We start from the raw sequence: 19,522 nt of genomic DNA on the forward strand, positions 1-19,522 counted from the left end.
AATGGCAACGACACTCAGTGAACTTCGGGACCGCCGCCTTCGCTGGCGGCTTTCAGACGGCGTACAAGCGTGGGCCAATCGACCTGAGTCTGGTGACCAACGACCTGAAGACGGGGAAGACCGCTGCCTTCGACAATAGTGTAGCCGTCCGCATCGCTATCCAGTCCGCTCATGCGGCACACCGTGCCCTGCAGGCTGCAATTCAAACCGATGCGCTTGTAGCCGAAGGTCTTGAACAGGCGCAGCACCGCACCCTGGAGTCCGGCCGCGATACCGCCGCCGCCCACCGACACGATGCTGTTCACTGCGCGCTGGCTAATCCGTCCACCACTGCCCGCCAGCAGCTGTGCCTTGAACGCCACCGGACTCCAGTTCACCAGGCGCAAATTTTCCACCGAACCGTCCATCCGGCCGGTGATGCTGCCGATATCGAACACACTGGTCATGGCGCCCAGATCGAGTTGGCGCAGGGTAATGTCGCCAGCCAGTACCGGGCTGGTGCCGAATGGCTCCTGCACCGACAGGCGCGTGACGTCGACGAAGCCATCGAACACGTTGACCGAGAGACCGCCTTCCAGCTCGAAGCGATCGTCCACCCAGCGCAGGGCGGGAATGGCGCCGCCGAGCGTGCCGGGGAATTCCGGCCAGCCCATGGCGCGGCTGAAGGCCGCCATATCCACGCCGGTCAGCGCCAGCGATGTCGTCAGGCGTCGGCCTTTCGCTGCGGCGGGCTTCCAGTCCAGATCGCCGATATGCAGGCGGCCGTTCAACAGCGGCACGTCAACCGGTTTCTGCAGACCGAGGCTGCCGTCGCGGCTTTGCCAGCTCGTCTGGGCCGCGCCGTTGGCAAGGCGGTAGATCTGCACGCCGCGCCAGCTCAGGCTGGTGGCCGGGCGGGTGCCGCGCAGCGCCCAGTCCATGCCGCCGCGCAGGCCGCTGACAGCCAGGCGTCCGTCGGCATCGGCGAAGTCGAGGCCATCGGTATCGAACGAGAAGCTGTGCAAGCCGTCGCTGCCCAGATCGAGTGTGGCGCCCAATTGGCCCGACATACGCATGTTGCGCATACCCAGCGTCGCCAGCCAGGACTGGCCGTAGCGCTGGTAGGCCGCCGGGAAACTGGCCTGGAATTTGTCGAGCTTGAGCTTTTGCAGCTCGCCCTTGGCGTCGAAGGCGAGCGAGCCTTCGAGCTGCATGGCATCGGCGTCGCCTACGCGCAGCCGCCCGAATTCCAGTGCGCCGTTGTGCGCGCTGGCATCCAGGCCCAGTTGCACCGAGTGATCGGGCAGCTTGGCGTAGATCGGCCCCAGCAGCAGTTCGCCGCCACGCAGGCTGGCGTCCAGACCAATGCGCGCCGGCCCGGTGGTGGTATCCACGTTGAGTCGGCCAGTGCCGTTGACGCGCTGCCCGGCGAGCGTGCCGGACGGCGTATCGAAACCGACATCGCTCAGACCAAACTGGCCCGAGGTCTGGATGCCGTTCTTCTGCACGTCGAGCGCCAGATCGGCATCGACCCGCCCGGCGGTAGCGCGCCCCGACCACATGGTGCCGAGCAGGCCCTGCAGCCAACCAACAGGCAGGCCCTTCAGGCTGATCTGGGCATGGGAGGGCTGGTCCAACGGCAACGCGGTGCTGGCTTGCGCCTTTCCCTGGTTTAGGTCGATCTGCAAGGTGTTGGCGGCATCGTCCAGCACCATGGCGAGCTTGGCATCCGTGAAGGCACTGCCCGGTGCGCCCGCCAGCTGTACGCCGCCATCGAACAGCCAGCGCAGGTGCGGATCGCGTTGCAGGGTACCTTGCAGGTTCACGCCGATACGCCGCCAGCCAAGCGCCGGCACTTCAGCCTTGGCAGCCTGCAGGTCGAGGCGCAAACCGCCCTGCCCGTCCTCGCCGATGCGCAGCTGCAGGTCCTGCAGCTTTACCCCGGGGGCGCTCACCAGTTTGGCGCCCAGCACGATATCGGCCCGTGCAGGCAAGGCCGGCACGAAACCGAACAGGACGCACAGATATAACAAAAGGTGGCTTGATGTCGGACGCATGTCGCGCCATTCTGCCAAAACCTGCTGAACGACATGGACTCGTCATGTTCAACACCCTCCCGACCGGCACTCCCGTTGCCTCTCCCGACAGCTCTATGCTGCGAGTTCTAGTCGCCGACGACGATCCCGCCAGCCGCCTGTTCCTGGTCGAAGCCATGCGTACACTGGGGCTCGACGCCGAGGCCTGCAACGACGGCAAGGCCGCCATCGCCCGCGGCCGCGAACAGGCCTTCGACTTGCTGCTGCTTGACTGCCGCATGCCCGGCGCCGGCGCCCAGCAGGTGTTGAGCGAGCTGCGCCACGATCCCGCCGCCCCCTCGGCCGACAGTACGGCCGTGGCCACCAGTGCCGAGATGGATGCCGGCGAACGCCAACGGCTGCTTTCCGGCGGCTTCAGCGACGTGCTGCAAAAGCCCTGCGACCTTGCCGACCTGCGACGCATCGTGGCGCTGGTGCAGCCCGATGCATCCACGCTGCCGCTGCTCGATGACGCCCAGGGCATGGCCAGCACGGGCAGCCCGCAGATCATGCAGGCCATGCGCAACCTGCTGCGCGACGAGCTGGTCGGCCTGTATCAGGACCTGGATACCTCCGCCACGGAGATCGACCTGACCGATCGACTGCATCGCCTGCGCGCCTCTTGCGGCTTCTGCGGCGCCACCGCGCTTACGGCACGCGTGGCGCAGGTGCAGGATCACATCAAACTCGGCCACGCGATGACACCGGCCTTACGCGAGCGCCTCCGCGGTACCTTGCTGGAAACCATCGAAGCGCTCGGCCCTGCGGCAGTCTGAAAGAGCAAATTCAGCGCCGCGACATCGCCGCGGCCAGCACGCGCCAGGCCCGCAGTTCGGTGCCGCCAAGATGGAAGCGGATCACTTCGCGCATCAGCGCGCGCAACGCCGACAGCCCGGCGGCATCGGGCATGGTGTCCTGCGTCAGCGCCAGTAGATCGCTGCCGCGCAAGGCATGCGGCAGATCGGACCGGCACGCAACCGGGCCCAATTCCATCTGGTAGCGATAATGCTGCTCGGGGATGACGTGTTCGCCCGAATCCCCGTCGAATTCCAATTGCAGGGCGTAGCCGATCGCGTCGAGCAGGTCGCGTTCGAAACGGCGCAGCGTCCACGCCAACGGCTCCCCGGCCGCAAGTCGGGCCAACGTTTGCGCATAGGCATCGAACAGTTCCGACTGGGGATCCTGCCGCCCGGTGAGGCGCACTACGAGCTCATTGAGATAGAGGCCGGCCAGGCCGGCGTCGCCAATCAGGCGCTGCGGTGCTCCAACGCCTTCGGCTGCTTGAAGCGTGGCAAGTTCGCCGCGCAGCAGAAGGTCGAGCGCCAGTGACTGAAACGGTTCGAGCTGCGCTCGCTGCACACGTGCCCGTTCACGTCGTACGCCACGGGCCACAACGCCGAGGCGGCCATGATCGCGCGTCAGGCATTCGAGCAGCAGCGAGGTTTCCCGGTAGGGCCGCGCATGGAGCACGTAGGCGGGCTGCTGAAGGAGTTGCATGGCCTATGGAAACCAGGAACGGGAATGGCCCGCGTTCCTGGTCGCTTTAGTCGGTGTAGCCGAATTTCTTCAGCATGGTCTCGTCGTCCACCCAGCCTTCGCGCACCTTCACCCACAGGCGCAGGAACACCTTGCGTTCGAACAAAGCTTCCATCTTTCGGCGCGCGGCGGTGCCGATGGCCTTGAGCTGGGCGCCGCCGTTGCCGATCACGATGGCCTTCTGGCCGTCGCGCTCGACCCAGATCACGGCATGGATTTCGGCCATGCCATCCTCGCGATCCTTGAATTGCTCGATTTCGACCGTAGTCGCGTAGGGCAGCTCCTGATCCAGGCGCAGCATCAATTGCTCGCGCACCATTTCGGCGGCCAGGAAGCGCTCACTGCGATCGGTGATTTCGTCTTCGCCATATACCGGCGGCTGCACCGGCAGGCGCTTGAGAATGCCCTGCTCCAGTTCCTTCAGGCCCTGCTGCTTGAGGGCGCTGACGTAGTAGACCTCGTCGAAACTGTGCTGCTCCATCAGGCTGGCGACAAACGGCAGCATGACCGACTTGTCCTTGCTCAAGTCGACCTTGTTGATCGCCAGCAGGCGCGGCACCTTCTGTTCCACCAGGGCTTCGTACAGCGCCTGATCTTCGTCGGTCCAGCGGCCTGCCTCGATGACCTGCACAGCGAGGTCGACCTCGCTGATGGCCGAACGCGCGGCGCGGTTGAGGCTGCGGTTCATGGCCCGCTTGGCACCGCGGTGCAGGCCCGGCGTATCCACATACAGGATCTGGCCGGCCTCGTTGGTGGCAATACCCAGGATGCGGTGGCGCGTGGTCTGCGGACGCGGGCTGACGATGGAAAGGCGGAAGCCGATCAGCGCATTGAGCAGAGTGGATTTGCCGACGTTGGGACGTCCCAGCAAAGCCACCGCGCCACAGCGGAAATCTTCGTGCGGCAGTTCGGCAGGTGCGCCAGCTTCGATGTCGTCGTTGTCATTCATGGTTTGGAATCCTGCAATTGGCGCAGCACGGCTTCGGCCGCGTCCTGCTCGGCGGCGCGGCGGCTGCTGCCACGGCCCTCGGCGCTGATCGGCTGCGGTTCGATGATCGCGCAAGAGACGTCGAAGGTCTTGGCATGATCCTCGCCGTAGCTATCTTTCAATTCATAGTTCGGCAACGGCCAGCCGCGCGCCTGCAACCATTCCTGCAGGCGGGTCTTGGCATCCTTCGATGAGCGAGGAATCGCCGCGACCCGCTCGGCGAACAGTTCCCGCACAGCCTCGCGGCAGGTAGCGAAATCGCTGTCCAGGTAGATCGCCGCCAACAATGCCTCAAAGGCATCGGCGAGGATGGAGTCGCGCCGGAAACCGCCGCTTTTCAGTTCGCCGGAGCCAAGCTTCAGTTCGTCGCCCAGTTCCAGTTCGCGGGCGATCACCGCCAGGGTCTGGCCATTCACCAGCTGTGCGCGCAAACGCGACAGCTCGCCTTCGCTGGCATGGGGATGGGCTTCGTAAAGCAACTCGGCGACCACTACGCCTAGCAGTGCGTCGCCGAGGAATTCCAGCCGCTCGTTGTTCGGCTTGCCGGCGCTGCGATGGGTCAGTGCCAGTTGCGCCAGTGCCGGATCGCGGAAGCGGTATGTCAGTTTGGTCAAACCTCAATAACCTACGTTGCCCTGCAATGCGACGCTCTTTTCGAAGTGCAGCAGGAAGTCGATGTTGTACATGAACGGTATGCGCTTGTCGTACGAGATATGCAGCGCAGCCGCATTGTTCTTGCGGTCGATGGTGATGTCTTTGGGCTTGATGGTGGCGTCATCCACGTACTGAAAGCCCATTTTGAACAGCAGGTCGCGGCGGATGTCATCCAGCGTCTTGCCTTCCACTCCGCCGCTGGCCACCTGGTTCATGGCCTTGTTGACGCCCATGAACTCGGCGTAGGCCGGCACCAGCTTCATGGCCATGTAGCCAAAGAACGCGGCCACGATCAGCACCAGCAAAAACCCGATCAGGGTGATACCCGATTGCTTCGATTTCATAGTCCCCTCGCTATGCCGCCCGGAGGCGTTCCCGCCGCTTATGTGGATGGTGCCACGGCGCCGGGAATCCGGCGTCGCGCCCAACGGGATTTTCGCGCTATGGCGGGCCTGCCGTCACGCCCGCCGTAGCCGACCGCCGTCACGCTTTACTCAATGGATCAGGCGACCGATGCGCGAGAAGTCCACCCAGCCCGCGTCCGTACCCTTCCAGCTCAGCCAGATCAGGAACGCCTTGCCAGCCAGATTCTGCTCCGGCATGCAGCCCCACCAACGGCTATCCGTGCTGTTGTAGCGGTTGTCGCCCATCACCAGATAGCACCCCTGCGGCACCACCGAAGGTACGCGCTCGTTGGGAATCGGCGGCGGACGGTTGTAGGCCGGCATGCGCGCCGTGAGGTGGTTGATCACGCTGCCGTCTTCACGCGGCAGGTGCTCGTTCCACACAGTAGCGCCCATTTCCAGCATCAGGCGGGACTCATCGCGCTTGGGATTGCCCACATAGGGACCCACTTCGTCGGCGGCTATCGGCTGACCGTTGATCAGCAACTGATCGCCGTGCATCTCGATGTGATCGCCAGGCAGGCCGATCACGCGCTTGATCCAGTTTTGCCCCTGCACCGGCGCCTGCGGATCGGCACAGCTCTGGTCGCCGCTGCGCACCGTCTTGCCGTCCACTTCGCACAGATAACCCGGGAAGCGGAACACGACCACATCGCCGCGCTTGGGCTCACCCAGGCTCACGAATTTATTGTTGAAGGCCGGCATGCGCAGGCCATAGGCAAACTTGTTGACCAGGATGAAGTCGCCCACGTCGAGCGTCGGCATCATCGAGCCGGACGGAATGCGAAACGGCTCGGCCACGAACGAGCGCAGCAACAGCACCACCAGCACTACCGGAAACAGCGAGCGAGCCCAATCGACCGGCACCGGGTCCTGCACATCCTGTCCCGCCGCGTCGGCCTTGGCCTTGCGCTTCTTGTAGAACAGCAGGCGATCGAGGCCCCACACCACGCCGAACAGCACGGTGAGGCCAAGCAGAATCGCCGAAAAATCGAAATCCATGCCTTGCTCCTATGAGTACGGGGAACGGGGGAACAGGAAATGGGGCGCGGATCAAGCTGAGCCGTAAGGCCCTGCTTACCCGTTTCCCGTTCCCTGCCCCCTGTTCCCCATCTACATTTATATCTACTTATCCACCTTCAACACGGCAAGGAAGGCCTCTTGTGGGATTTCCACGCGGCCGACCTGCTTCATGCGCTTCTTGCCTTCTTTCTGTTTCTCGAGCAGCTTTTTCTTGCGACTCACGTCGCCGCCGTAACACTTGGCCAGAACGTTCTTGCGCAGAGCTTTCACGGTCGAGCGCGCGATAACCTGCGCGCCGACGGCGGCCTGGATCGCCACGTCGAACTGCTGGCGCGGAATCAGGTCCTTCATGCGCTCCACCAGATCGCGGCCGCGGCGGTCGGCGTGGCTGCGGTGGATGATCAGCGACAGCGCATCCACGCGGTCGCCATTGATCAGAATGTCCACGCGCGCAAACGGACCCGCTTCGAAGCGCTCGAAGTGGTAGTCCATCGAGGCATAGCCGCGCGATACCGACTTGAGACGGTCGAAGAAGTCCAGCACCACTTCGGCCAGCGGCAGCTCGTAGCTGATCTGCACTTGGGTAGCGAGATACTGGATGGAGCGCTGGATACCGCGCTTCTCTTCGCAGAGCGTGATGATGTTGCCGATGTAGTCCGGCGGGGTAAGGATGTTCGCGACAATGATCGGTTCGCGAATTTCCACAACCTGCGGCAGAGGCGGCAGTTTGGCCGGGTTATCCAGCTGCATCACCGAACCGTCGGTCTTGACCACTTCATAGACCACGGTGGGCGCGGTGGTGATCAGGTCGAGGTCGTACTCGCGTTCCAGACGCTCCTGCACGATTTCCATGTGCAGCATGCCGAGGAAGCCGCAGCGGAAACCGAAGCCCATCGCCTCTGAGCTCTCCGGCTCGAAGAACAGCGCGGCGTCGTTGAGGCGCAGCTTGTCCAGCGCTTCGCGCAACGCGGGATAGTCATCCGCCGAGACCGGAAACAGGCCGGCGAACACGCGCGGCTGCATGGTCTGGAAGCCGGGCAACGGCTTGTCGGCAGGCTTGCCGGCATGGGTCAGCGTGTCGCCGACCGGCGCGCCGTGCACGTCCTTGATCGAAGCATTGATCCAGCCCACCTCGCCCGCCGAAAGCTTGTCGAGCTTCTTGCGCTTGGGCGTGAATACGCCGACTTCGCTCACCTCGTGGGCACGGCCGGTGGACATCACCAGCAGCTTGTCGCCCGGCTTGATTTCGCCCTGCATGACGCGCACCAGCGACACCACGCCGAGATAGTTATCGAACCAGGAATCGATAATCAGCGCCTGCAGGCGATCGGTATCGCGCGGCTTCGGTGGCGGGATGCGCGCGACGATGGCTTCCAGCACCTCGGTCACGTTCTGACCGGTCTTGGCGCTCACCGACACGGCGTCCTCGGCATGGATGCCGATCACCGCCTCGATCTCGCCTTTCACCTTTTCCGGATCGGCGGTGGGCAGGTCGATCTTATTGAGCACCGGCACCACTTCCAGGCCCATCTCCACCGCGGTGTAGCAGTTGGCGACGGATTGCGCCTCCACGCCTTGCGCGGCGTCCACCACCAGCAATGCACCTTCGCAAGCGGCCAGCGAGCGGCTGACTTCGTATGAAAAGTCGACGTGACCGGGAGTGTCGATGAAATTGAGCTGATAGGTCTTGCCGTCGCGCGCCGTATACGGCAGCGATACGGACTGGGCCTTGATGGTGATACCGCGCTCGCGCTCGATCGGATTGCTGTCGAGCACCTGCGCCTCCATCTCACGCTCGCTCAGACCGCCGCAGATCTGGATGATGCGGTCGGCGAGAGTCGATTTGCCGTGATCGATATGGGCAATGATGGAGAAGTTGCGGATCAGGTCCATGGAACACGCTGGTTGCGTTCACCGCCTGCGCGGTGCGCAGGCAGCGTATCTCCGGGATGGGGATACGAACCCGGCATTATCGCATGGAATGTGAAGGCACCGGATGCCCGGTCAAAATGGCTCCCGGGCAGGTCTCTCGGACTGCGGCGGCGGAGCGGCCCAGGCGGCCACCCCGCCCCGCTCCATCAACCCTCGTCGTCCTTGCCCGAAGGTATGGTCAGGCTGACGAAACCACTTTGGTCGCCATGGCGCACCAGCAGCAGCACCGTATCGCCCGGCTTCACACTCTTGGTGGCCTCACGGAAACCCGCGGCATTGCTCACGCGCTGCTGGTTGACCATCAGGATCACGTCGCCCGGCTGCAGACCCACACGCGCCGCGACCGGGCCGGTGATATTGCTGATCAGCACGCCTTCACCGGATTTCAGTCCCAGCTGCTGACGGGTGTCGCTGTCGACATCTTCCACGGCCAGACCCAACGCAGTGGAGCCGCCCCGCGCCGCGGGAGCATCACTATTGCCACCACCGGAAGCCAGCGCCGCCTTACCGTCGCGCTTCATCTCACCGATGGTGACCGAGACGTCCTGCTTCTTGCCATCACGCAGGATCTGCAAGGTTGCCTTGCTGCCCGGCGGCGTCATGCCGACCAGCGGCGGCAAATCGGCGACCTGACCGATGGCCTGTCCGTTATAGGCAAGAATGACATCGCCCGGACGCAAGCCAGCTTTCTCGGCACCACTTCCCGGCGTAACTTGAGTAACGGCTGCGCCCGAGGCATTGCCCAGCTTGAAAGCCTTCGCCATCTCGTCGGTGATTGGCTGCATCCCTACGCCCAGTTGGCCACGCGTGACATAGCCCTTTTCCTTGATTTGCTTGACCACGTTCATGGCCACGTCGATCGGAATGGAAAAAGCCACGCCCAGATAGCCGCCGGTGTTGGAATAAATCTGCGAGTTGACGCCCACGACGCGCCCTTGCAGATCGAACAGCGGACCACCGGAGTTACCGCGGTTGATCGGCACGTCGGTCTGGATGAAGGAGGTATAAGGCTGGTCCTGGCTGCCCAGATTGCGTCCCACTGCGCTCACGATGCCCTGGGTCACGGTGTAATCGAAGCCAAACGGCGAGCCGATCGCCAGCACCCACTGGCCCGGCTTCAAGTTGCGCGAATCGCCGATGCTCACCATAGGCAGGCTGCCGCCCGCGTCCACCTTGAGCAATGCGATGTCGTACTGCGGATCGCTGCCGATCACCTTGGCGGTAAGCGTGCGGCGATCCTGCAGGCGCACGGTGACGGTGTCGGCATCGTCCACCACATGCGTATTAGTCAGGATGTAGCCGTCACTGGAAATGATGAAGCCCGAGCCGAGCGAGGTGCGCTTCTGTTCTTCCGGCGAAGGCATCATCGGCATACCGAAGAAACGGCGGAACATTTCCATCTGCGGGTCGTCCGGCATGCCACCGGGCCCCTGTGCTTGCGCCGAACGGCTCTTCCGGGCGCTTTTGCCGGAGTACTTGGCCTCGACGTGCACTACGGCCGGCGCATTCTTCTGCACGATACCGGTGAAGTCGGGCAGGCTCGCCACGGGCGTTGCTGACGCAACTGGCGTGCCGGCTTGAGCCTGGGTTGTTTGAGCGTGGGCTGCGCCGGCTACGGCAAGGCTAACCAGCGCGCCGTACACCGCGCGACGCAAAGTCGGTCGATTCATTGACGTTCTCCTGGGTTTTACTGATTTCTCTGGACATCACGGGCACGAACGAACCAGCCCGCTAAGCGGGCTGGCCGTGGCCGATGGGGATGAAACGGGGACGCGACGACGCAGAAACACGTCGTTCGGTCATTGCGCCGCGGGTTGCTGCTGCGGCTTCTGTTCGGGATGCAACAACAGCAGGTAGCTGCCATCGCCGTTGTTGATCGCACGATACCGTTCGACCTGATAGGGATTCAGGCGATTGCGCGAATACAGGAAGGTACTGTCTCCGCTATCGAGCGTGGCCGAAGCCTGCTGGGTCAGCTCGGAAGGCAGGCCGGCATACTGATTGAGCCAGGCAGGGGCGGCGGCAGGCGTCGTCGCGCTACGAGCCGCGGGAGCTTCAACACGCACGGCACTATGTGCCTGATTGACAGAAGCTACCTGTGGCGCCGCAGCACTACCGTCGCTACCCGGCCCCACCGGCTGCGCCACCATCAGCGCAGCGACCGCCACGCTGGCGGCAATGGCGCCACCGGCCGACCAGCGCAGCCAGTGCCGGCGCCGTCCGCCTTCGGCCACAACCGACTCCTGCTCGATCGCCAGCATCACTCGTGCAGAAAATCCGCTGGAAGCCGGTGGTGGCAACTGCCGGCGCAGACCGTCGCGCGCCAGGTGATAGCGCGACCAGGCCTGTTGCAGGGCGGAGTCATGATCGAGGCGACGCAGAAGGAACCGGAGTTCCTCCTGGGTCAGCTCGCCATCCATGCCAGCGGAGAGATTTTCGCGATGGGTATCAGTCATGGAGTCAGGTCCTCGCGGTCCGATAGCAGCGGCCGCAATTTCTCGTCGATTGCCTCTCGTGCCCGGAAGATACGCGAACGCACCGTACCGATCGGACAGCCCATCGCCTCGGCGATTTCTTCGTAGCTGAGGCCGTCCACTTCACGCAGTGTAATGGCCGTCCGCAGCTCCTCGGGCAGCGCTTGGACAGTGGAAAATACCGTTTGTTCAATCTCCTGTCGCATCAGTTCGCGCTCAGGGGTTGCGCTTTCATACATGCGGTCGGCACCGGGCACGAAAACGGCATCTTCCACCGCGATGTCGTCGGCTGGCGGACGCCGCCCCATCGCCACCAGATGGTTCTTGGCGGTATTGACGGCAATTTTGTACATCCAGGTGTAGAAAGCGCTTTCGCCGCGGAAGGAGCCGATGGCACGCCACGCGCGCACAAAGGCCTCCTGCGCGATGTCCTCACACTCGGCATAGCTGTTCACATAGCGGGAAATCAAGCCGATGACCTTGTGCTGGTATTTGCGTACCAGCAGGTCGAATGCCCGCTTGTCCCCTTTTTGGACCCGCTCGACCAGTGCGCTGTCCAGTTCGTTTTCGCCCATCCGGGCCGTCTCCTTCGTCACTGCTGCCACTCGTTTCAGGATGCCGCCGGCTTAGGTCGATCCGCTATGACAAGGATCGTACCGCCAAGTTCAGCATGCTGGCCCATCCAATGGCAGCCCAGTGCTAAACGGCATCCGCCGGGGGATTTGGATGTCCTATCCAACGCGTCAGCGAATGATTGGCCTACCCCTCCGGAGATATGGGGGCATGCCAACCTCCCGCAAGCGCTCGCCGGGCAACGTCAGGAGCTTGCCTCTGCCGTCAGCAAGCGCTGGCGCTCGAGCAGCAGCTTCTCGAATGTGGGCGTGGGCAGCGGACGGCAGAACAGATACCCCTGCAACTCATCACAGCGGTTGGCGCGCAGAAATTGCAGGTGCTGCTCTATCTCCACGCCCTCAGCCACCACCCCGCGCTTGAGGCGGTGAGCCATCTCGATGGTGGCGCGCACGATAGCCTCATCATCAGGATCGACACCGATGTTGCGCACAAAGCTCTGGTCGATCTTGATGCGATCGGCCGGCAATTTGCGCAGGTAGTCAAGCGAGGCGGCGCCCGTACCGAAATCGTCGATGGCAATGCGGCAACCCAGGCGGTGCAGCCCATGCAGGTTCTCCACCAGATTGGGCGCCGCCTTGATACTGATGCTTTCGGTAACTTCCATTTCCAGCAGGTTGGCATCCAGCCCGCTCTCGTCGAGTGCCGACGACACAATCTCCAGCAGGTTCGGCTGCATCAACTGCACCGCGGACAGATTTACCCCCAGGCGCAGACGCAGGCCGAACTTGCGCTCCCATTCCTGCGCCTGGCGACAAGCGGTGCGCAGCACCCATTCGCCAATGGAGACGATCAGCCCGGTTTCCTCGGCCAGCGGGATAAAGAAACCCGGACCGATGAAGCCAAGCTCCGGATGCTCCCAGCGCACCAGCGCCTCCATGCCCACGATGTCTTCGGTCACCGCATCCACCTGCGGCTGATAGAACACGCGCAGCTCGCCGTTGTGCTCGGCATGGCGCAGACCCGATTTGAGCGCCATATTCTGCTGCTGGGCCTGTTCGGCACTGACTTCGTAGATCTGATAGTTGTTGCGGCCCAGACTCTTGGCCGCGTACATCGCCTCGTCAGCGTGCTTGAGCAGAGTTTCCGCGTCCGGCGCGTCGTCCGGAAAGAAGCTAACGCCAATCGAGGCGGTGACCTGCAACTCGGTGCCATCGTCGATACGCAGGGGCGCTTCCATCACCTGCACGATCTTCTCGGCGACGCGCAGCACATCCTCGCTCTTCACGATATGGCGCAGAATCACCACAAACTCGTCACCGGCATAGCGCGCCACCGTATCGGAAGCGCGCACGCTGGTACGCAGTCGCTGCGTGGTGGTGACCAGGACCTGGTCGCCCACGGCGTGGCCGAGCGTGTCGTTGATGGTCTTGAAGCGGTCCAGATCGACGAACAGCATGGCGAAACATTCGCCGGTGCGGTTGGCTTCGCGGATGATCGTGTCCAGACGATCATTGAACAGCAGGCGATTCGGCAGGCCGGTCAACGCATCGAGCAGCCCCTCGGCGCGCCCCTGTTCCCGGGTGCGGCGCAGCTCCAGCGCATGCGCGAAACGCACAGCAGCACAGCGCAGCACCGGCTCAATGATCGCCAGCTCGCCGAACGGCTGACGCGTACCGACAAGCAAGGCGCCCAGCACACTGTTGCGCTCGTCCAGCAGAGGCAAGCCGGCAAAACCGCTTAACCCGAGCTGCTCCAACAAGGGGTCCACTGCCGCCAGACGTCGCGCATCGCCGGGGTGGAGCATGGTCTGACCGGCCAGCACCAGACGCAATGAACTCTGCAACTGGGGGCCGGGCCAAAGCTGCTCGTCGCCGCTCCAACATTGGGCGAGCTGTAGCGGAGCACCACCGTCTTCCGGTCGCGCCGACCAGACGGCTAGATAATCCAGCCCCATTTCTTCGTACAACAGCGTGGCCGCCGCGGACAGACTGTCATCGCCACTGCCGGTACCGAACAGACGAGCCAGCAGAGAAAGCGCCACTTCCGCGCGCGCTTCGGCGCGGTCGCTACGGAACACCAGAGCAACGGCGTCGCGTCCCCCGTGCCGCACCTGGCGCACACTCGCCTCGCCGCTATCGAAACCCTGCAGGGAGCGGCGTCGGCAGGCATGCCAGTGACGCGAGCCGTCAGCCATCACCTGCTCGATCGGCGTTTGCGGAAAAGAAAGCAGCTCGGTCACTGGCTGTCCGAGCAAGCGGTCACCCGGCAAGCCACTACGCCTGACCAGGGCGGGACTCCATTCAAGAATGCGCCCTCGCGCCGCATCGACGATCAGCCACTCGCTTTCCATCTCATCGAAAGCAAAGCGGTAATCCCCGGCCTCCGTCGCCACGGTCCCAACCGAAGCATCTCCCACTGGCGGACTCATGCGCTGCAGGCGATGCCAGCGGGCAATCAGCTCACTCTGGATCTGCGAGGCATACAGCCAGTCGGATACGCCCGCCGGCAGTTGCACTGGCTTCAACGACGCATCCGCCGACAACACGGCGATCAAGGGTGCATTGACGCAGGCGGGAAGCCGCCGTAGCTGCTCCACCGATGCCAAGGCATCGCGGGCGTCGCCATCCAGCACCATGACCACCAGCGCAAGCGGCGACCGCCCCTCCAGCAAAATGCCCGCGTGGGTGGTATCCCGCGCGGAATGCACAGCGAGATGACCCTCGTGATCGAGTGCATCGAAAACAGCGCGACGTATCTCTCGCTGCGCCGCCACCACCATGATTCCAGCATGCATCGGCATGGGCCTTCAGAGCAGCCAACGGCCATCACGCAGACGGGGGCGCTGCGCGGGCTTGACCAGACAACTCAAACGCACGATGACGTCACTAAGACCATCGACCAGACTCTTGGGTGCATCAAGCAGGACGATCCGGCGCACGTGACCCGTCGGCGTACGCGCCATCTGGCGCAACAGAGCAACCTCCGGCGCAGCGATCGGCAAAGGCAACTGCCGCAGCAGATAAACGCCGAAGTGGTTGCTCTGCTGGATATAGCGCAGCACGTGCCCAAGCCGCTGACTCCCCGGGTTCTCCGCATGCTCGTCGCGCAGGTTGCTCAGCCCCTGATCGGAGCTCCATAGATACACCGTCTGACCGGTACGCCTGACCAAGGTGCGGAACTGGCCGATCAACGCCTCGCTGTCAGCATCCTCCAGCGCGATCAGGCAACTGCGCGCACCCAGGATGCGCTCGAGGACATCGGCGCCGGGCTGGATAGAGGGAGCTGCAATCGAAGTGTTCATTTCAACCTAAATTACGCGGTCGCGAGACATTCGCCTAGACGCCGGACACAGGCTGTCCAAAATCCCTTCCGGGTTTCTTGCGTCAGCGCACAAGGCGCCGTTTTACGGGAATTTCATAGGTCCAGCGGACGCTCTCCACCCATCTCGCAATCGACGCTACGGGAGGGTATGGTGCGAAGCTTTCCAAGCTGGACCAGACCACCATGTTCGAAGGATTGCGCTTCAACCACTGGAAGACGAACCTGGATGACAAGGGCATCGTTACCCTGACTCTCGACCGGGCCAACAGCAGCGTCAACGCGCTGTCCCGGGAGGTGCTGGACGAGCTGGGCCAGATCGTGGAACGGCTGTCGATCGAGAAAGCGGCCGGCGTGCTGATCCATTCGGCCAAGCCGGGCGGCTTTGCGGTAGGCGCTGACATCAGGGAATTCGTGGAGTACGCCAAGCAAGGCACAGTGCTGGAAAACATCGAGAACGGCCAGCGCGTATTCGAATCCCTGGCCCGCCTGCCCTGCCCGACCGTGGCTGCCATACATGGCGCCTGCATGGGCGGTGGCACCGAACTGATCCTTGCTTGCCGCCAGCGCATTGCCGCCGACGATGACAAGACCAAGATCGGCCTACCCGAAGTCATGCTTGGCATCCACCCCGGCTGGGGTGGCACCGCACGGCTGCCGCGCCTGATCGGCGCACCCGAGGCCTTGCCCGTGATGCTCACCGGCAGGGCACTCTCGGCCAAACGTGCGCTGGTACTGGGCGTAGTCGACCGACTAGCACCACCGGACGAGTTGTTGGCCGAGGCGCGCGCATTGCTGCGCCGCCCACATACGCGCCCGCTGGCGCAGCGCGCCCGGGCATGGGCCACTAATACCTGGCTGGCGCGCCAGATCATCGCCCCGATGGTGATCAAGCAGACCGCCGCCAAAGTACGCAAGGAGCATTACCCTGCCCCGTTCGCCTTGATCAGCGTGTGGCAACGCGGCGGCTCCAGCATCCAGCAGCGCCTGAAACTGGAGGCCCGCTCGGTCGCCAAACTGGCGGAGACGAGCACAGCACGTAATCTGATCCGCATCTTCCTGCTGCAGGAGCGCCTCAAGGGACAAGGCAGCGGGGTCGAGCACGGCATTGAGCACGTACACGTGGTCGGCGCCGGCGTCATGGGCGGCGATATCGCCGCCTGGGCCGCCTTCAAGGGCTTCCAGGTCACGTTGCAGGATCGCGAGATGAAGTTCATCCAGCCTGCACTGGATCGTGCGCGCCAGCTCTACGAAAAGAAGCTCAAGACGCCGGAGAAGATCGAGCCCGTCATGCGTCGCCTGCGCGCCGATGTCGAAGGCAAGGGCGTGGCCTCAGCCGATCTGGCGATCGAAGCCATCTTCGAAAACGCCGAAGCGAAAAAGGCGCTATACGCCAGCATCGAGCCGCAGTTCCAGGCCGATGAATTGCTGGCCACCAATACGTCAAGCATTCCGTTGGACGAGTTGCGCCAGGGTTTGAAGGCACCGCAGCGTTTCCTCGGCCTGCACTTCTTCAACCCGGTGGCACAGATGCCGCTGGTGGAGGTGGTGCGCCACGACGGACTGGATCCCTCCGTAGAAAAACGCGCACTCGCCTTCTGCAAGGCCATCGGCAAATTGCCCGTGGCAGTGAAGGGCACGCCGGGCTTTCTGGTCAATCGCATCCTGATGCCCTACCTGCTCGAGGCCATGCGCCTGTACAGCGAAGGCGTGCCGGGTCCGGTGCTGGACAAGGAAGCCAAGAAATTCGGCATGCCGATGGGGCCGATCGAACTGGCCGATACGGTTGGCCTCGACGTCTGCGCTTCGGTCGGCAAGGAACTGGCCCCTTTCCTGGGCCTTGAGCTGCCGCCGGGACTGGACGACAAGCTCGCCGCCGGCAAGCGTGGCAAGAAGGATGGCCAGGGTCTTTATGTCTGGCAGGACGGCAAGCCGCAGAAGCCCGAAGTGGACCCGGACTACGTGGTACCCGCAGACTTGCAGGACCGCATGCTGTTGCCGATGGTCAACGAGGCCGTGGCCTGCCTCGCTGATGGCGTGGTGGATGACGCCGATCTGCTCGATGCCGGAGTGATCTTTGGTACCGGCTTCGCCCCGTTCCGCGGCGGCCCGATCCAGTATCTGCGCAGCGAAGGCGCTGGCGTGATCAAGGGCAAGCTGGAGCGTCTGGCCCAGCGCTACGGCGAGCGTTTCGCGCCGAAGAATGGCTGGGATTTACCGGTACTCAGTCAGCCACCGGAGGCCTGAACCCAAAAAGCCCGTGCAACAGCATGGGCTTTTTTACTGTGGTGTCGGCTCAGGGCCGCTCACCACATGAGGTCGTCGGGCACGCCGTCCTCACCCACGCCAGCGTCATTCGGATCGACGAGCAGCGCCAGCTGTTGGGGATCGATCTCCCGAACCTGCTCGGCAATGGCACGAGTGACGATGAAATAGCGTCCGGCCTGCTGCACCACACCTAGCTCGCCGACATTGAGCGCCACCAGTTGGGCGTCATCGACATGCACGCGACGAATCTTGCCGCCGTATTCGAAGTGACGTACTTGCTCGCCGTCAGCCTTGTTCAAGGACTGACCTTGCAGAAGTTGCTGGATCTTCTGCTTCTGCTCACGCTTGATCCGCGCCTGTTCGGCCGCAGCTTGCTCCGCCTGCTTGCGCTCGGTGGCCTCGGTCTGCTTGCGGATCGCATACGCCTTGGCCAGATCGATCTCGGCGGAACGCTTGTCCTGCTGCGGATGGCGCTGCCCCTGTGGCTTGTTGCCGCCGTGACGTGGAACTCCACCGCTTTTGTTCGCCGGCTTGCCACCCTGTGGCGCTGCCTGGCGCTTTTCTTCGCGGACCTGTTTGACAATGCCGCTCTTGAGCAGCTGATCGCGCAGGGAATCGGCCATATTCGAAAACCTGTAATACGTAGTGTGGATCAGTAGTGTGGCGGCGGCGGTTCGCTATGCGGGTCGTGCGACTGCCCGCCGCGCACCGATGCCAGCTCCTGACGCAGATCGCGGATCATCTGCTCCAGCGCCAGGATACGCAGGGCCTGTTCCGTCTCGACGGAAGCCAGCCCGTTCACCGTATCGTCGATGAAGGTGAGCCGTACTTCCAGCTCGGTGAGACGCTGCTCGAGCGATAGCGTCGACACGTCACTGCCTCAGGCTGCGGCCACGGCCTACGCCGTAGTACGCCAGCCCGGCCTCTTCGACCGCCGCAGGATCGTAAAGATTGCGCCCGTCGAAAATCGCTGGACTAGACAGCGCACTGCGAATGCGCGCGAAGTCCGGACTGCGGAACGCCTTCCATTCAGTGACGATCGCCAGCACGTCCGCGCCGTCCAGCGCTTGATAAGCGCCATCGCAAAGCGTGAGGTCGGCACGGTCGCCGTAGATGCGGTGCGTTTCTTCTCTCGCCTCGGGGTCATAAGCACGTACCGACGCGCCAGCCTCCCACAGAGCCTCCATCAAACGTCGGCTGGAAGCCTCGCGCATATCGTCGGTATTCGGCTTGAAGGCCAGGCCCCACAGCGCGATCGTTTTGCCCTTGAGCTGTCCGTCGAAGTGGCGCGAGATCAACTCGAACAACTTGGTCTTCTGGTCGTGATTGACCGCCTCGACCGCGCTAAGCAGGCGTGCCTCGTATCCCACGCCGCGCGCGGTGCGCTCAAGCGCCTGCACGTCCTTGGGAAAACACGAACCGCCATAACCAGCACCCGGATAGATGAAGTGATAGCCGATGCGTGGATCCGAGCCGATACCCTGGCGCACCAGCTCCACATCGGCACCTACGCGCTCGGCAATATTGGCGATTTCGTTCATGAAGCTGATCTTGGTCGCCAGCATCGCGTTGGCGGCGTACTTGGTCAGTTCGGCGGAACGTTCATCCATCACGACGGTACGGTCGTGATTGCGATTGAAGGGGGCATAGAGCTTGCGCAACGCATTCACGGCGCGCTCGCTGGAACTGCCGATCACGATGCGATCGGGACGCAGGCAATCCTCTACGGCGTCGCCTTCTTTCAGGAACTCTGGGTTCGACACCACGTCGAATTCAACATTCGCGCCGCGCGCGGCCAGCTCGGCAGCGATCGCTTCCCGCACGCGATCGGCAGTGCCCACCGGCACCGTCGATTTGTTCACCACTACGGCATACCGGTCCAGATGTTGGCCGATGGTGCGGGCCACGCCCAGCACGTATTTCAGATCGGCGCTGCCATCTTCGTCCGGCGGTGTACCCACGGCAATGAAGATGGCCTGGCCGTGCGCGATGGCGGGTGCGGCCTCAGTGGTGAAATCCAGCTGGCCACTGGCGTAATTGCGCTTGACGATCGGCTCCAGACCCGGCTCGTAGATCGGCATCTCGCCACGCTTCAGGCGCTCCACCTTGGCCGCATCGATATCGACGCAGACCACGTGATTGCCCATCTCGGCCAGACAGGCACCGGTGACCAGACCTACATAGCCGGTGCCAAATATGGTGACTTTCATTGTCGCGGAAATTCCGGGGAACAGAGTCCCGTAATTCTAGCAGGCCCATTCATGACGCCTGCGAGGCAGGACCGCCAAAAAGCAACGG

Annotated in this window: 17 protein-coding genes; 2 read left to right on the forward strand and 15 right to left on the reverse strand. The window is 63.3% G+C overall.

What is annotated here, in order from left to right:
* Positions 1–14 precede the first annotated feature (14 nt).
* Entirely contained in the window at positions 15–2,036 is a 2,022-nt protein-coding gene (locus ISS97_RS09820; protein ID WP_379986865.1) for an AsmA family protein, read from the reverse strand.
* A gap of 95 nt (positions 2,037–2,131) precedes the next feature.
* On the opposite strand from ISS97_RS09820, the gene ISS97_RS09825 reads away from it, so the two are divergent.
* A complete protein-coding gene (locus ISS97_RS09825; protein ID WP_379986864.1) occupies positions 2,132–2,830 on the forward strand; it encodes a response regulator in 699 nt (232 codons plus the stop codon).
* Positions 2,831–2,840: 10 nt separating this feature from the next.
* On the opposite strand, the gene recO is transcribed toward ISS97_RS09825, so the two are convergent.
* From recO to ISS97_RS09880, 11 genes are all read right to left on the reverse strand, one after another.
* Entirely contained in the window at positions 2,841–3,551 is a 711-nt protein-coding gene (recO, locus tag ISS97_RS09830) for a DNA repair protein RecO (protein WP_379986863.1), read from the reverse strand.
* Between the two features lie 46 nt (positions 3,552–3,597).
* The gene (era, locus tag ISS97_RS09835; protein WP_379986862.1) at positions 3,598–4,539 is read right to left on the reverse strand and encodes a GTPase Era; all 942 of its coding nucleotides are present in this window, start codon (positions 4,537–4,539) and stop codon (positions 3,598–3,600) included.
* Positions 4,536–5,192, reverse strand: coding sequence for a ribonuclease III (rnc, locus tag ISS97_RS09840; RefSeq protein WP_379986861.1), 657 nt, complete (start codon positions 5,190–5,192; stop codon positions 4,536–4,538). Before rnc ends, era begins: the two co-directional genes overlap by 4 nt.
* Positions 5,193–5,195: 3 nt before the next feature.
* Positions 5,196–5,576, reverse strand: a complete 381-nt coding sequence (locus tag ISS97_RS09845) for a DUF4845 domain-containing protein (protein WP_379986860.1) — start codon at positions 5,574–5,576, stop codon at positions 5,196–5,198.
* A gap of 150 nt (positions 5,577–5,726) precedes the next feature.
* A complete protein-coding gene (gene lepB / locus ISS97_RS09850) occupies positions 5,727–6,638 on the reverse strand; it encodes a signal peptidase I (protein WP_379986859.1) in 912 nt (303 codons plus the stop codon).
* A gap of 123 nt (positions 6,639–6,761) precedes the next feature.
* Positions 6,762–8,552, reverse strand: a complete 1,791-nt coding sequence (gene lepA / locus ISS97_RS09855) for a translation elongation factor 4 (RefSeq protein WP_379986858.1) — start codon at positions 8,550–8,552, stop codon at positions 6,762–6,764.
* A gap of 185 nt (positions 8,553–8,737) precedes the next feature.
* A complete protein-coding gene (locus ISS97_RS09860) occupies positions 8,738–10,261 on the reverse strand; it encodes a DegQ family serine endoprotease (RefSeq protein ID WP_379986857.1) in 1,524 nt (507 codons plus the stop codon).
* A gap of 129 nt (positions 10,262–10,390) precedes the next feature.
* Positions 10,391–11,047 (reverse strand): sigma-E factor negative regulatory protein, encoded by a 657-nt coding sequence (locus tag ISS97_RS09865; RefSeq protein WP_379986856.1) that lies wholly within the window; start codon positions 11,045–11,047, stop codon positions 10,391–10,393.
* A complete protein-coding gene (rpoE, locus tag ISS97_RS09870) occupies positions 11,044–11,640 on the reverse strand; it encodes an RNA polymerase sigma factor RpoE (protein ID WP_379986855.1) in 597 nt (198 codons plus the stop codon). Before rpoE ends, ISS97_RS09865 begins: the two co-directional genes overlap by 4 nt.
* Before the next feature lie 242 nt (positions 11,641–11,882).
* Positions 11,883–14,432, reverse strand: a complete 2,550-nt coding sequence (locus tag ISS97_RS09875) for a putative bifunctional diguanylate cyclase/phosphodiesterase (RefSeq protein WP_379986854.1) — start codon at positions 14,430–14,432, stop codon at positions 11,883–11,885.
* Between the two features lie 12 nt (positions 14,433–14,444).
* Positions 14,445–14,939 (reverse strand): hypothetical protein, encoded by a 495-nt coding sequence (locus ISS97_RS09880; protein WP_379986853.1) that lies wholly within the window; start codon positions 14,937–14,939, stop codon positions 14,445–14,447.
* A 203-nt stretch (positions 14,940–15,142) separates the two neighbouring features.
* Here ISS97_RS09880 and ISS97_RS09885 point away from each other — a divergent pair, with 203 nt between their 5' ends.
* Positions 15,143–17,203 (forward strand): 3-hydroxyacyl-CoA dehydrogenase NAD-binding domain-containing protein, encoded by a 2,061-nt coding sequence (locus ISS97_RS09885; RefSeq protein WP_379986852.1) that lies wholly within the window; start codon positions 15,143–15,145, stop codon positions 17,201–17,203.
* Between the two features lie 59 nt (positions 17,204–17,262).
* Here ISS97_RS09885 and ISS97_RS09890 read toward each other — a convergent pair whose 3' ends face one another.
* The 3 genes from ISS97_RS09890 to ISS97_RS09900 are packed head-to-tail and all read right to left on the reverse strand — an operon-like array spanning position 17,263 to position 19,434.
* Entirely contained in the window at positions 17,263–17,847 is a 585-nt protein-coding gene (locus tag ISS97_RS09890; RefSeq protein WP_379986851.1) for a DUF2058 family protein, read from the reverse strand.
* Between the two features lie 29 nt (positions 17,848–17,876).
* Positions 17,877–18,095: a SlyX family protein gene (locus ISS97_RS09895; protein ID WP_379986850.1), complete on the reverse strand. Its 219-nt coding sequence runs from the start codon at positions 18,093–18,095 to the stop codon at positions 17,877–17,879.
* A 1-nt stretch (position 18,096) separates the two neighbouring features.
* Positions 18,097–19,434: a UDP-glucose dehydrogenase family protein gene (locus ISS97_RS09900; protein WP_379986849.1), complete on the reverse strand. Its 1,338-nt coding sequence runs from the start codon at positions 19,432–19,434 to the stop codon at positions 18,097–18,099.
* Positions 19,435–19,522: the final 88 nt, after the last annotated feature.

The organism is Dyella koreensis (assembly GCF_044904565.1).
Taxonomy (GTDB): Bacteria; Pseudomonadota; Gammaproteobacteria; order Xanthomonadales; family Rhodanobacteraceae; genus Dyella_D; species Dyella_D koreensis.

Excerpts from the sequence above, each read along its gene's own strand:
- ISS97_RS09820 (WP_379986865.1), bottom strand. The coding sequence starts at position 2,036 with ATGCGTCCGACATCAAGCCACCTTTTGTTATATCTGTGCGTCCTGTTC.
- ISS97_RS09825 (WP_379986864.1), top strand. The coding sequence starts at position 2,132 with ATGCTGCGAGTTCTAGTCGCCGACGACGATCCCGCCAGCCGCCTGTTC.
- recO (WP_379986863.1), bottom strand. The coding sequence starts at position 3,551 with ATGCAACTCCTTCAGCAGCCCGCCTACGTGCTCCATGCGCGGCCCTAC.
- era (WP_379986862.1), bottom strand. The coding sequence starts at position 4,539 with ATGAATGACAACGACGACATCGAAGCTGGCGCACCTGCCGAACTGCCG.
- ISS97_RS09845 (WP_379986860.1), bottom strand. The coding sequence starts at position 5,576 with ATGAAATCGAAGCAATCGGGTATCACCCTGATCGGGTTTTTGCTGGTG.
- lepB (WP_379986859.1), bottom strand. The coding sequence starts at position 6,638 with ATGGATTTCGATTTTTCGGCGATTCTGCTTGGCCTCACCGTGCTGTTC.
- lepA (WP_379986858.1), bottom strand. The coding sequence starts at position 8,552 with ATGGACCTGATCCGCAACTTCTCCATCATTGCCCATATCGATCACGGC.
- ISS97_RS09860 (WP_379986857.1), bottom strand. The coding sequence starts at position 10,261 with ATGAATCGACCGACTTTGCGTCGCGCGGTGTACGGCGCGCTGGTTAGC.
- ISS97_RS09865 (WP_379986856.1), bottom strand. The coding sequence starts at position 11,047 with ATGACTGATACCCATCGCGAAAATCTCTCCGCTGGCATGGATGGCGAG.
- rpoE (WP_379986855.1), bottom strand. The coding sequence starts at position 11,640 with ATGGGCGAAAACGAACTGGACAGCGCACTGGTCGAGCGGGTCCAAAAA.
- ISS97_RS09875 (WP_379986854.1), bottom strand. The coding sequence starts at position 14,432 with ATGCATGCTGGAATCATGGTGGTGGCGGCGCAGCGAGAGATACGTCGC.
- ISS97_RS09880 (WP_379986853.1), bottom strand. The coding sequence starts at position 14,939 with ATGAACACTTCGATTGCAGCTCCCTCTATCCAGCCCGGCGCCGATGTC.
- ISS97_RS09885 (WP_379986852.1), top strand. The coding sequence starts at position 15,143 with ATGTTCGAAGGATTGCGCTTCAACCACTGGAAGACGAACCTGGATGAC.
- ISS97_RS09890 (WP_379986851.1), bottom strand. The coding sequence starts at position 17,847 with ATGGCCGATTCCCTGCGCGATCAGCTGCTCAAGAGCGGCATTGTCAAA.
- ISS97_RS09900 (WP_379986849.1), bottom strand. The coding sequence starts at position 19,434 with ATGAAAGTCACCATATTTGGCACCGGCTATGTAGGTCTGGTCACCGGT.